Origin of the sequence: Amycolatopsis kentuckyensis, from assembly GCF_002155975.1 — a bacterium.
GTDB classification, from domain to species: domain Bacteria; phylum Actinomycetota; class Actinomycetes; order Mycobacteriales; family Pseudonocardiaceae; genus Amycolatopsis; species Amycolatopsis kentuckyensis.
In genome coordinates, this window is sequence record NZ_MUMI01000309.1 from 1 (window position 1) to 12936 (window position 12936).

Consider the following 12936-nt stretch of genomic DNA (forward strand, 5'->3'; position numbering starts at 1 on the left):
CGCGGGTGTTCGACGCCGACGGCCGCAGCCTCGACGACCACTGGAAGGGCAGTCCGCAGGCCTACGCGGGGACGTCCGTGGCCGGTTTCCCGAACCTGTACCTGCTGCTGGGACCCAGCCTCGGCACCGGGCACTCGTCGGCGTTCACGATCGTCGAAGCCCAGCTGCGGCACACGGTGGCGGCGGTGACCCGGACGCTGCGCGCGGAGCGGACGTCGCTGTCGGTCCGTCCGGAGGTGCAGGCGGCGTTCAACACGGAGGTCCAGGCGGCGCTGCCGGGCACGGTCTACCAGTCCGGCGGCTGCTCGAGCTACTACACGGACGTCAACGGCCGCAACAGCTTCAGCTGGCCGTTCTCCACCGGGCGGCTGCGCTCGCGGGTGGGCGAGTTCCGCGAAGCCGACTACGAGGTCACAACGTCGTGAACCGGATCCCCGCTTTGGTGAGCCGGTCCACCAGCGCGCCGCCCATCGCGGTCGCCGTGGTCACCTGGCCCGCCGTCTCCGGGAGGTCGTCGGTCGCCAGGCACAGGGCCGACTCCGCCAGCATCTTCGCCGTCTCGTCGTAGCCCGGGTCGCCGCCCGACACCTCCGTCACCACCCGCGAACCGCCGCCTTCGCCGACGAACCGCACCGAGAACCACGACCGCGCGCGCCGCTCGGGGCCCGGCCCGTTGCCCGGCGCCAGCAGCCGGGACAGCGCCCGCCGGGCCGGCGGGATCTGTGCCGCGGCGAGCAGGGCGCCCGCTCCGGCCACCCCACCGGCCAGTATCGGGAGGTGCTTCACCGCGGCGAAGTGCCGGTAGGTGAAGTCGGGCCCGTAGCGCTCGGACGCGGCCGCCGAGCGGCGGACGACCTCGGCGTCGATCGTCGGCAGCGGTACCGCCCACCAGCCCGGGCCGGCGACGCGGTGCGGGCGTCCGAGCGGGGCGCGCGCGAACCGCCCGGCAGGCCGCGGTTCGGCCGCCGCCCGCTCGCGGGCCACCCGGGCGCCGGCGGGCAGGCGGGACATGATGGTCAGCGCGCTCAGGAACGTGCCGCCCGAGGGCATCCCGCCGGCCCGGACGTAGCCGTCGAGCTTCAGCGGCACGCCTTCGGGCAGCTGCTGCACGGTGAACCACGCGCCGAGGTCGTGCGGGATCGAGTCGAACCCGCACGCGTGCACCAGCCGCGCGCCGGTCTCGCGGGCGCGCCGGTCGTGCGCCAGGTACATCCGGTCGACGAACTCGGGTTCACCGGTCAGGTCGACGTAGTCGGTGCCCGCCTCGGCGCACGCGGCCACCAGCGGCTCGCCGTGCGTCAGGTACGGGCCGACGGTCGTGATCACCACCTTCGTGGCTTCCGCGACGGCGACCAGCGACGCCCGGTCGCCGGAGTCGGCGACGAGCAGGTCGAGCGCGCCGAACCGGTCGTCGAGCTCCGCGAGCCGCGTCCGGACGGCTTCGAGCTTGCCGCGGTTGCGCCCGGCCAGCGCCCAGCGCAGGTCCGCCGGCGCGTGCCGGGCCAGGTACTCGGCGGTCAGCCCGCCGGTGAACCCGGTGGCGCCGAACAGGACCACGTCGTACGCGCGCATGGCTGCTCCTTCGAAGGGACGTCGACGGGGCTCAGGTTACCCGCCGGTCACATCCCGGTGCCGGGTGAACTACCGGCGGGTACAGTGCCCCCTCGAACGCGAGGAGGCAACCGTGACCGAACGCTTCGGCAGCTACCAGAACGAGATCTACCTGCAGGGACTCGGTGGTCAGCTGCCGCCGTGCTCGACCGACGCGACGCGGCTCGAAGCGTCGGCGCGCGAGGTCATGGCGCCCGGGCCGTTCTCCTACGTCGCGGGCGCGGCCGGCTCCGGCGCGACCGCCCGCGCCAACCGCGAGGCGTTCGACCGCTGGCGCATCGTGCCCCGGATGCTGACCGGCGCCACCGACCGCGACCTGGCCACGACGGTGCTCGGCACCCGGCTGCCGGCCCCGGTGGCCGTCGCGCCGGTCGGCGTCCAGTCGATCGTCCACCCGGACGCCGAGTCCGCGACCGCCCGCGCCGCCGCCTCGGTCGGCCTGCCGTTCATCCTCTCCACTGCGTCCTCGACCGGCATCGAAGACGTCGCCGCGGCCAACGGCGACGGCCCGCGCTGGTTCCAGCTGTACTGGCCCGGCGACGCCGACGTCTGCGCGAGCCTGCTGACCCGGGCGAAGCACGCCGGCTACACCGTGCTGGTCGTCACGCTCGACACGTGGACGCTGGCCTGGCGGCCGTCCGACCTGGACCAGGCGTACCTGCCGTTCTTGAAGGGCGAGGGCTGCGCCGTCCCGTTCACCGACCCGGTGTTCCGCTCCCTGCTGGAGAAGACCCCGGAAGAGGAGCCGAACATGGCGATCCTGCGCTGGATCGGCATGCTCACCGGCACCGACCGGACGTGGGACCAGCTGCCGTTCCTGCGCGAGCACTGGGACGGCCCGATCGTGCTCAAGGGCATCCAGCACGTCGGGGACGCGCGCCGCGCGGCCGAGGCGGGCATGGACGGCATCGTGGTCTCGAACCACGGCGGCCGCCAGGTCGACGGCGCGATCGGGGCGCTGGAGGCGCTCCCGGGCATCGTCGCGGCGGTCGGCGACCGCATGGAGGTGCTGTTCGACTCGGGCATCCGCACCGGCGCCGACGTCCTCAAGGCGCTCGCGCTCGGTGCCCGGGCGGTCCTGGTGGGACGCCCGTGGGTGTACGGCCTCGCCCACGCGGGTGAGGACGGCGTCCGGCACGTCCTGCGCAGCCTGCTGGCGGACTTCGACCTGACCATGGGGCTGTCCGGCCACCGCACGCTCGCCGACCTGGGCCCGGACTCGCTGCAGCGGACATGAGGTAACGAATCGGGAAATCCGGCGACAACCGGCCCGGTGATCGCTACGGTTCTGCCTCACCACGGCCGCTCGGGGACGGACCGGTGGGTTTCATCGTTCCTTTCACGAGGGGGTTTTCCATGTCCGGAATCGCCATGCGCATCGGCATCATCTTCGCGGTCCTCGGCTTCGGTTCGCTGCTCCTCGAGCAGTTCGACCGCGAGTTCGTCCTGCTTTCGTGGGCCGACGACATGCAGCCCGTGTTCGGCATCGTGCTGGGCCTGGTCGGCCTCGTGCTGATCGGCGTCTCGGTGGTCACCGGCCGGGCCAAGGCCGCGCCGCAGCCGCAGCAGCAGGCCCCGGTCCAGCCGCCGCAGCAGCCCGGCCAGCCCGGCTGACGTTCGCTGGTGAAGGCCCCCTCGCCGCCGGTGAGGGGGCCTTTCGCGTGCGCCCGGTCACGCACCGGGGATATTCGGAAGCCGGGTTCGGCACGCACGACTACCCTTGGACCAAGAATGTCCGAGCCATCCCCCTTCACCGCGCTGCGAGCGCGCCTGCCCGAGCTCATGCCGCGCGACGAGCAACGGCTGCGCCGCCGGCTCGAAGGCGCCCGCAAAGCCCGCGACCGCGAAGCCGCCCTCGCGCAGATCGCTGCCGACATCGACAAGGCCGAGCTGCGCGTCGAGTCGCGGCGCCGGAGCGTGCCCAAGATCGAGTACCCGGAAGAGCTGCCCGTCAGCCGGCTCAAGGACGAGATCGCCGCCGCCATCGGCAAGCACCAGGTCGTGATCGTCGCGGGGGAGACCGGCTCGGGCAAGACCACCCAGCTGCCGAAGATCTGCCTGGAGCTCGGGCGCGGCATCCGCGGCCAGATCGGGCACACCCAGCCGCGGCGGCTGGCCGCGCGCACGGTCGCCGACCGGATCGCCGGCGAGCTGAAGACCGAGCTCGGCGACGCCGTCGGCTACAAGGTCCGGTTCACCGACCAGTCCGGGCAGGACACGCTGGTCAAGCTCATGACCGACGGCATCCTGCTGGCCGAGATCCAGACCGACCGCTCCCTGCGCCAGTACGACACCCTGATCATCGACGAGGCCCACGAGCGCAGCCTCAACATCGACTTCATCCTCGGCTACCTCAAGCAGCTGCTGCCGCGCCGCCCCGACCTCAAGGTCATCATCACCTCGGCGACGATCGACCCGGAGCGCTTCTCGAAGCACTTCGACGACGCGCCGATCGTCGAGGTCTCCGGTCGCACCTACCCGGTCGAGGTCCGCTACCGGCCGCTCGTCGACCCGGACGATCCGGAAGGGGACGACGAGCGCGACCAGACCCAAGGCATCCTCGAAGCCGTCGAGGAGCTGTGCGCCGAGGGCCCCGGCGACATCCTGGTGTTCCTCTCCGGCGAGCGCGAGATCCGCGACACCGCGGACGTGCTGAACCGGGCGAACCTGCGCAACACCGAGGTGCTGCCGCTGTACGCGCGGCTGTCGGCGGCCGAGCAGCACCGCATCTTCCAGTCCCACACCGGACGCCGGGTCGTGCTGGCCACGAACGTCGCCGAGACGTCGCTGACGGTGCCCGGCATCAAGTACGTCGTCGACCCGGGCACCGCCCGGATCTCCCGCTACAGCCACCGCACCAAGGTGCAGCGGCTGCCGATCGAACCGGTGTCGCAGGCGTCGGCGAACCAGCGCAAGGGCCGCTGCGGCCGGACGTCCGACGGCATCTGCATCCGGCTCTACTCCGAAGAGGACTTCGAGAGCCGGCCCGAGTTCACCGATCCCGAGATCCTGCGGACCAACCTGGCGTCGGTCATCCTGCAGATGACGTCGCTGGGCCTCGGCGACATCGCCGCGTTCCCGTTCGTCGAGCCGCCGGACCGCCGCCAGGTCAGCGACGGCGTCGGCCTGCTGCAGGAGCTGGGCGCCTTCTCCTCGACCGGGTCCGACCGCAGTCTCACCGACATCGGCCGCAAGCTCGCCCAGCTGCCCGTCGACCCGCGGATGGGCCGGATGGTCCTGGAAGCGGCGAAGAACGGGTGCGTCCGCGAGGTCATGATCATCGCCGCGGCACTGTCCATTCAGGACCCGCGCGAGCGGCCGGCCGAGAAGCAGCAGGCGGCCGACGCCCAGCACGCGCGCTTCGCCGACCCGACGTCGGACTTCCTGGCCTACCTGAACCTCTGGGAGTACGTCGCCGAGCAGCAGAAGACGTTGTCCGGCAACCAGTTCCGGCGCATGTGCCGCACCGAGTACCTCAACTACCTGCGCCTGCGCGAGTGGCAGGACATCTTCAGCCAGCTGCGCCAGCTGGCCAAGCCGCTCGGCATCTCGCTGAACACGAACACGGCCCCGGCCGACCCGCAGCGCGTGCACACGTCGCTGATCGCCGGGCTCCTCTCGCACATCGGGCTCAAGGACCCGGCGAAGGGTGACTACCTGGGCGCGCGCGGCGCCCGCTTCGGCGTGTTCCCGGGGTCGGCGCTGTTCAAGAAGCAGCCGCGCTGGGTGATGTCGGCGGAGCTGGTCGAGACGTCCCGGCTGTGGGCGCGGGTCAACGCGCGCATCGAACCCGAATGGGTCGAGCCGCTGGCCCAGCACGTCGTGAAGCGGTCGTATTCGGAGCCGCACTGGGAACGCAAGCAGGGCGCGGTGATCGCGACCGAGAAGGTGACGCTGTACGGTGTCCCGCTGATCGCCGACCGCCGCGTCAACTACGGCCGGATCGACCCGGAGCTGTCGCGGGCGCTGTTCATCCGGCACGCGCTGGTCGAGGGCGACTGGCAGACGCGCCACCACTTCTTCGCCGAGAACCGGGCGCTCCTGGAAGAGGTCGAGGACCTCGAAAACCGCGCGCGGCGGCGCGACATCCTGGTCGACGACCAGACGCTGTACGAGTTCTACGACGCGCGGGTCCCGGCGGACGTCGTTTCGGTGCGCCACTTCGACAGCTGGTGGAAGAAGGCGCGGCACGAGGACCCCGACCAGCTGTCGTTCGAGAAGTCCATGCTCATCAACGAGGCCGCGGGCAGCGTCCGCGAGGGCGACTACCCGGACTCGTGGACGCAGGGCACGCAGGTCTTCAAGCTGACCTACCAGTTCGAGCCGGGCGCGGACGCCGACGGTGTCACCGTGCACGTCCCGTTGCCGGTGCTCAACCAGGTGACGCCGGACGGGTTCGACTGGCAGGTGCCGGGGCTGCGCGCGGAGCTGGTGACGCAGCTGATCAAGTCGCTGCCGAAGGCGTTGCGCCGCAACTTCGTCCCGGCACCGGACACGGCCCGGGACGTCCTTTCGCGAGTGTCCCCTTCGGACGGTCCGCTGCTGGAGGTGCTCGGCCGCGAGCTGCGGGCGCTGCGCGGGATCACGGTGCCCTACGCGGACTGGGATCCGGCCTCGGTGCCGGAGCACCTGAAGATGACGTTCCGCGTGGTCGACGAGCGCGGCAAGAAGGTCGCCGAGGGCAAGGACGTCGCGGAGCTCCAGCGGCGGCTCGCCCCGAAGGTCCGCGAGACGATCTCGAAGGCGGCCAACACCCTGGAGAAGGCGGGCCTGACGAAGCCGTCGTTCGGGTCGCTGCCGCCCGTCTTCGAGTCGAAGCAGCGCGGTCACGACGTCAAGGCGTACCCGGCACTGGTGGACGAGGGCGCTTCGGTGGCCGTGCGGCTGCTGGACACCCCGGAGCAGCAGGAACACGCGATGTGGGCGGGCAGCCGGCGGATGCTGCGGCTGAACCTGAACTCGCCGATGAAGTTCATCACGCGGTCGCTGTCCAACTCGTCGAAGCTGGTGCTGAACCGGAACCCGCACGGCAGCGTCGCGGCCCTGCTCGAGGACTGCGTCGACTGCGCGGTGGACGCCCTGATGGCCGCGGGCGGCGGTCCGGTGTTCGACGAGACCGGCTTCAAGGTGCTGCTGGAGAAGGTCCGGGCGGGCCTGCACCCGCAGGTCCTCGACGTCCTGACGGACGTGGAGAAGATCCTCCGCGCGGCGAACGACGTCGAGGTGGCGTTGCCGTCGTCCCGCGGTCCCGCCGAGTCGCTGTCCGACATCCGCGCCCAGCTGGCCGGCTTGGTGTACCCCGGTTTCGTGACGGCGACCGGCGCGTCCCGCCTGCGCAACGTGGTGCGCTACCTGCAGGGCATTTCGCGGCGGCTGGAGAAGCTGGCTTCGGAGCCGACCCGCGACCTGCAGCGGACGGCGGACATCGCGTGGATCCAGGGCGAGTACGCCGACGCGGTGGCTTCGCTCCCGCCGGGGACGTCGTCACCGGCGTTGAACGAGGTGCGGTGGATGATCGAAGAGCTGCGGGTGTCGTTCTTCGCCCAGACGTTGGGGACGGCGCACCCGGTGTCGCTCAAGCGGATCACGAAGGCCATCGACGACGCTTTGGCCTAGCGGAACACGCGGGCGTCCGGCCCGTGCGCCCACGTTTCCATCAGCCGCGGCGCGGCCGGTACGCCAGCGTTCCAGCGGCGTCCGGCGGGTCCAGGCGGCCGTAGTCGATCATCGTTACGGATTACCGAAAAACCGGAATGTCCGGCTTCGAACTTCCGTCGGTTGACCGCGTTCCCCGGCGGGACAAGCCTGAGGCGGCCGGAGACCCTCCTGGGAAAGGACTTTCCGATGTCCTCGGGTGTTTCGTCCGTCAAGCGAAGAATCCTCGTCGCCTGCCTCGCGCTCCTCTCACCGATCGTGTTCGCGCCCGCCGCCCACGCGGCCGTCGCTCGGCACACCGTCCCGAACCCGCTGCTCAAGGAGCAGTTCGCCGAAGGAGAAGAAGACGAGGACAGCGACGATCCCGCGCTGTCCGCGCTCTGCCAGTCCTACCTCGGCAAGCCGAACCCCTACCGGCCGCTCGCGCCGAACACCGACGTCATCGACGGCGACACCATCGTGCCGACCGGCAGCCAGACCGGCTGCAGCACGGCCCAGAACGAGACCACCGTCGCCGTCAACCCGGAGAACCCGCGCAACATCGTCGCCGGGGCGAACGACTACCGGCTGTACAACACGCGTGAGGCCCGCAACGATTCGGGCGGCTTCGCCTACACGTCGTTCGACGGCGGCCGGACCTGGGCGAACGTCCAGCTGCCGCACCTGGACTACCCGACCGGGGCGGCCGCACCACTGTCCTATATGGACGCGGCCGGGGACCCGGCCATCGCGTTCGGGCCGCACAACACGGTGTACTACGCGACGCTCGTGTTCAGCCGCGCTTCGGTCCCGGACGACCAGCAGCTCGCCAGCGGCATCGCGGTGTCGGTGTCCCACGACGGCGGCCGCAGCTTCGGCGACCCGGCGATCCTGCACCTCGACGGCGTCACCCCGGCGGGCACGCCGACGCCCGCTCGTATTTTCAACGACAAGGAGTGGATCGCCGCCGACCCGGTGTCCGGCGACGTCTACGTGACCTGGACGCAGTTCACCTACGACGCGTCCGGAGCGTTCGCCGAATCGCCGATCGTGCTGTCGAAGTCCCGCGACTTCGGCCGGACGTGGTCGCCGATGCGCCGGATTTCGCCGTCACTGACCGGTTTCAACGGCGGAATCACGCCGTTCGGCAGCGGCTCGAACCCGGTGGTGACCCGCGACGGAACCCTCCAGGTGGCGTACGAGACATCGGTGTGCGCGACGGCGGCGTGCGACCAGCCGGCCGACCACGACGCGGTGGTCGTGGCCACCTCCCGCGACGGCGGCCGGACGTTCCGCCACACCGAGGTGGGGCTCGACTTCGACTTCCCGGTCGACGAAGACGTCGCCAACAACGCGCTGACCGGCGAGAACTTCCGCGTCAACAGCTTCCCGCAGCTGACGTACGACCGCGTCACGGACCACCTGTGGGTGACCTGGGCCGACGACCGCAACGGAACGTACCGCGACGGCGAGTCGGTGAAGACGAACGGAGACGCGTTCTTGAGCGGGTCCGACGGCCGGCACGGCTGGTCGAAGCCGGTGAAGATCGGCACGGCCGCCGACGAGGTGTTCCCGGCGGTGGCGGCGCTGGCCGGTCGAGTGGCGGTGACGTCGTACACGCGCGCGTACGACCCGAACGGGATCGGCCTGGACTACGCGTACGCGACGGGCTGGGGTGACCGGTTGTCCCCGCTCCGCAGGATCACGACGCAGACGGCGAACCCGCAGGTCCAGTTCGTGTCGACGGGAGCGGAGACGGGCAAGGAGCTCCAGGGCGTGTTCATCGGCGACTACACGGCGGTGGCGGTGGGAGCGGACTTCCGGCTGCACCCGGTGTGGACGGACTTCCGCGGAAACCCGGGCCGGACGCTGCCGAACCAGGACGTCGGGACGCAGACGTTGCCGATGTTCCCGTAGTGAAGTGAGTGGGGACCGGCCGCACCGCTTCGGGCGGCGGCCGGCCCGACGCACCCGGAGGGCCGGTTCGCGTGATCCGGCCCCGACTTCGCGTGATCGGGGCCGGAACTCGCGTGATTGAAGGCGGAACTCGCGTGATTGGGGGCGGAACTCGTTACTTGGCGTCGGCGTAGGTGTCGACTGCCGCGGTTTGCATCGGGAAGCGGACCGGGCAGGCCGGGCCGAACAGCATTCTCGCCGCCTCCGTGACCGATTCCGTGATCGCGGTCGACACCTCGGCGGCCAGGGGGGCCGGGGTGTGGACGATCACCTCGTCGTGCTGGAAGAAGACCAGGCGCGCCGGTGCGGGCAGGCGGGTGCGGAGGGTTGCCAGCATCACCGCCGTCATGTCCGCCGCGCTCGCTTGGACCACGAAGTTCCGGGTGAACCGGCCCCAGCCCCGCGAAGCCCGCCTGGCCTTCAGCTCCGCCGCCTCGTCCGAAGCCAGCCCGCCCGTCAACGCACGCCAAGCTGCCGACGGCGCCGGTGAAGTGCGCCCCAGTCGCGACCGGACCCGCTCGCCGCGCTCGCCCGCTTGCGCCGCACGCTCCACATAGGACACCGCGTCCGGGAACCGCTGCCGCAGCAAGCCCAGCAGCGGGCCCGCCTCGCCGGACGTGCCCCCGTACATCGCCGACAGCATCGCGATCTTCGCCCGCGCCCGGTCGTCGCGGTCGTCGTCCGCGGCCGGGACCCAGCGGGCGCCCGAGAACAGCGCCTCGCCCAGCCGCGCGTACAGGTCCGTCGCCGCCGCGACGTCGGCCAGCCGCCGGTCGCCCGACAACGCTGTCAGCACCCGGGGCTCCAGCTGGGCCGCGTCCGCCACCACCAGCTTCCAGCCCGGGTCCGCCCGGACGCACGTCCGCAGCACCTTCGGGATCTGCAACGCCCCACCGCCGCGGCTGGCCCACCGCCCGGACACCACGCCGCCGACGACGTAGTGCGGCCGGAACCGGCCCTCGGTGACCCACTCCTCGAGCCACGCCCAGCCGTTCGCGGTGAACAGCCGCGACAGCTCCTTGTACTCCAGCAACGGCCCGACCGCCGGGTGATCGATTCCGCGAAGCAGGTACTTCCGCGCCGCCGGCACCTCGATCCCCTCGCGGGCCAGCGCCCGGACCACGCTCGGCGGCGAGTCCGGGTTCACCGGCCGCCCGCCGAACGCCTCGCTGATCTTCGCCGCCAGCTCGACCAGCGCCTTCGGCCGCTGCCCGGCCGGCACCCGCGGCCCCAGCCGCGAAGCCAGCAGCTCCTCGTGCACGTCCGCGCGCCACGGCAGGCCGTCCGCCGACATCTCCGCCGCCGCCAGCGCGCTCGCCGACTCCGCGGCCAGCAGCAGCCGCATCCGGTCCGGGTGCTCGACCGCCGCCACCCGCCGCTCCTGCTCCGCGAGGACGCGCCGGACCGCCGTGACGACCGTCACGCCCTCGGGCAGCGTCGGCGCCCGCGTCTCGAACAGGGTCGGCTGCGCCAGCTCGACGGCCGCCGAGTCCGGCGGCGGTTCCTCGCCGTTCGCCCTGGCCCAGGCCGCGCGCAGGCTCCGCGACTGCTCCTCCGCGCCCTCGTACGCCAGCAGCAGCCCCTCGGCCAGCTCGAGGTCGTAGCAGCGGCGCACCCGCAGCCCGGCCGCCATCAGCACCGGGTACGTCCGCTCCACCGACGGGAACACCCACCGCGGCGCCAGTGACGCCTCCAGCTCCCGCGCCAGCCCCGCGAAAGCCGCCTCGTCCAGGCCGGACACCGTGTCCGACGGCGTGTGCACGCTGAAGCTCCCGTCCTCCTCCCGTCCCGCGATCACCTGCACCCGGACATCATGCCGACCACCACCGACACTTTCCGCCCGGTCGCGGGCTGGTGCGTTCGGCCTACCCTTGGTTTACTCTCCGGTAGCTCCCATACCGCCGGTACGGCATGGGCTCCTGTCCCGCAGCAACGGAGGTGCCTGGATGAGCCTGGTCGCGCTCGCCACCACGGTGGCGGACAAGGTGACCGAGACGGTGCGCAGCGTCGACGTGATGCGACGGGCGGGCCTCGTTCCCTTCCCCAGGGTCGACGAGGGCGTCCGTTCGCTGGTCGCGCTGCGGAAGTTCGGCCCGTTCGCCGGCGCCAACCACATCTCCGCCCGCCGCGACCCGGCCGCCGTCGGCATCGTCGACGAGCTCGGCCCGCTCACCTACAAGCAGCTCGACGACCAGTCGAACGCCCTGGCCAGGGCCTGGTCCGAGCGCGGCATCGAACCGGGTCAGGTCGTCGCGGCGCTGTGCCGCGACCACCGCGGCCTGGTCATCACGATGGCCGCGTCGGGCAAGCTCGGCGTCCGCCTGCTGCTGATGAACACCGGGTTCGCGAAGCCGCAGCTGGCCGACGTCGCCAAGCGCGAAGGCGTCACCGCGCTCGTCTACGACCAGGAGTTCACCGGCCTGCTCGACGCGATCCCCGACGGCGTCGCCCGCTACCTCGCCTGGGTCGACCCGGACACCGACCTGACCGACCGGACCGTCCCGGTGCTCGACGAGATCATCGCCAGCACCGACGACCGGCCGTGGCCCGCGCCGGCCAAGCCGGGCGGGTTCGTGCTGCTGACCAGCGGCACCACCGGCACGCCGAAGGGCGCGCCCCGGCCGCACACCTCGGCGCTGGCGTCGGCCCAGTTCCTCGACCGGATCCCGCTGCGCTCCAACGAGGCCACCTACATGGGCGCGCCGCTGTTCCACGGCACCGGCCTGTCCCAGTTCATCCTGTCCTTCGCGCTCGGCTCGAAGGTCGTCATGCGCCGCAAGTTCAACCCCGAAGAGGCCCTGCGCGGCGTGGCGGAGCACAAGTGCACCGCGCTCGTGCTGGTGCCGACCATGCTGCAGCGCATCGTCGATCTGCCGAAGGAGGTCCGGCAGAAGTACGACACGTCGGCGCTGCGGATCATCTTCGTCGCCGGCTCGGCGCTCTCGCCGGACCTGGGCAACCGCGCCAACGAAGCGTTCGGGCCCGTCGTGCACAACCTCTACGGCTCGACCGAGGTCGCGGTGGCGACGGTCGCCACGCCGGAGGACTGGGTGAAGGCCCCCGGCACGGTCGGCCGCGCGCCGGTCGGCTGCAAGGTGGCGCTGTACGACGAAAAGGGCCGGAAGATCACCGAGCCGAACGTCACCGGCCGCGTGTTCGTCGGCAGCGGGCTCAGCTTCGGCGGCTACACCGACGGCCGCCACAAGGAGATCATCGACGGCCTGCTCTCCAGCGGCGACGTCGGCCACTTCGACGAGGACGGCCTGCTGTTCATCGACGGCCGCGACGACGAGATGATCGTCTCCGGCGGCGAGAACGTGTTCCCGATCGAGGTGGAGAACCTGCTGGTCGAGCGCGAAGACGTGATCGAGGCGGCGGTGATCGGCGTCGAGGACCCGGAGTTCGGGCAGCGGCTCAAGGCGTTCATCGTGCGAGCCGAGGGCGCTTCACTGGACGCCGACGAGATCCGCGACTACGTCAAGGCGAACCTGGCCCGCTACAAGGTGCCCCGGGACGTCGAGTTCCTGGACGAGCTGCCCCGCAACGCGACCGGAAAGGTGCTCCGCACCAAACTGTCATGACCCTCGCTGGACGTTGACGACCCGCCAGCGCCCGTCCCGGTTTTCGGCCACCACCGTGCAGGCGACGCCGTCGCGGTGCCCGGTCGCGACGCCGACCGACGGCGTCACCTGCAGGCGCGTCCACCGGAACGCGCCCGCCGGGACGCGGCCGGGC

At 71.6% G+C, this 12936-nt stretch carries 7 protein-coding genes and 1 pseudogene; 6 read left to right on the forward strand and 2 right to left on the reverse strand.

The features are described from left to right. A pseudogene (locus tag CCN39_RS27725) lies at positions 1-425 on the forward strand (cyclohexanone monooxygenase); the annotation flags it as partial. On the opposite strand, the gene CCN39_RS27730 reads toward CCN39_RS27725, so the two are convergent. Further along, positions 412-1572, reverse strand: coding sequence for a saccharopine dehydrogenase family protein (locus tag CCN39_RS27730; protein ID WP_086846789.1), 1161 nt, complete (start codon positions 1570-1572; stop codon positions 412-414). The pseudogene CCN39_RS27725 and the gene CCN39_RS27730 sit on opposite strands and share 14 nt — an antisense overlap. Before the next feature lie 112 nt (positions 1573-1684). Here CCN39_RS27730 and CCN39_RS27735 point away from each other — a divergent pair, with 112 nt between their 5' ends. The 4 genes from CCN39_RS27735 to CCN39_RS27750 all read left to right on the forward strand — a co-directional run bounded on the left by CCN39_RS27735 (position 1685) and on the right by CCN39_RS27750 (position 9162). Further along, positions 1685-2848: a lactate 2-monooxygenase gene (locus CCN39_RS27735; RefSeq protein ID WP_086846791.1), complete on the forward strand. Its 1164-nt coding sequence runs from the start codon at positions 1685-1687 to the stop codon at positions 2846-2848. A gap of 119 nt (positions 2849-2967) precedes the next feature. Then, a complete protein-coding gene (locus CCN39_RS27740) occupies positions 2968-3225 on the forward strand; it encodes a hypothetical protein (protein ID WP_086846793.1) in 258 nt (85 codons plus the stop codon). Positions 3226-3393: 168 nt separating this feature from the next. Continuing rightward, positions 3394-7227 (forward strand): ATP-dependent RNA helicase HrpA, encoded by a 3834-nt coding sequence (hrpA, locus tag CCN39_RS27745; protein ID WP_434781124.1) that lies wholly within the window; start codon positions 3394-3396, stop codon positions 7225-7227. Between the two features lie 228 nt (positions 7228-7455). Continuing rightward, on the forward strand, positions 7456-9162 hold the full coding sequence (locus CCN39_RS27750) for a sialidase family protein (RefSeq protein WP_086846797.1): 1707 nt from the start codon (positions 7456-7458) through the stop codon (positions 9160-9162). 154 nt (positions 9163-9316) lie between these two features. Here CCN39_RS27750 and CCN39_RS27755 read toward each other — a convergent pair whose 3' ends face one another. After that, positions 9317-11005 carry a bifunctional 3'-5' exonuclease/DNA polymerase gene (locus CCN39_RS27755; RefSeq protein ID WP_086846799.1) on the reverse strand — a complete coding sequence of 563 codons (1689 nt, stop codon included), beginning with the start codon at positions 11003-11005 and terminating at the stop codon, positions 9317-9319. A gap of 142 nt (positions 11006-11147) precedes the next feature. Between CCN39_RS27755 and CCN39_RS27760 the strand changes: the two genes are divergently transcribed. Beyond that, a complete protein-coding gene (locus CCN39_RS27760; RefSeq protein WP_086846801.1) occupies positions 11148-12782 on the forward strand; it encodes an acyl-CoA synthetase in 1635 nt (544 codons plus the stop codon). The last annotated feature ends 154 nt before the right edge of the window (positions 12783-12936 follow it).

What these genes read in the sequence shown, in the direction of transcription:
- CCN39_RS27750 (WP_086846797.1), top strand. Translation starts at nt 7,456, where the DNA reads ATGTCCTCGGGTGTTTCGTCCGTCAAGCGAAGAATCCTCGTCGCCTGC.
- CCN39_RS27740 (WP_086846793.1), top strand. Translation starts at nt 2,968, where the DNA reads ATGTCCGGAATCGCCATGCGCATCGGCATCATCTTCGCGGTCCTCGGC.
- CCN39_RS27760 (WP_086846801.1), top strand. Translation starts at nt 11,148, where the DNA reads ATGAGCCTGGTCGCGCTCGCCACCACGGTGGCGGACAAGGTGACCGAG.
- CCN39_RS27730 (WP_086846789.1), bottom strand. Translation starts at nt 1,572, where the DNA reads ATGCGCGCGTACGACGTGGTCCTGTTCGGCGCCACCGGGTTCACCGGC.
- hrpA (WP_434781124.1), top strand. Translation starts at nt 3,394, where the DNA reads ATGCCGCGCGACGAGCAACGGCTGCGCCGCCGGCTCGAAGGCGCCCGC.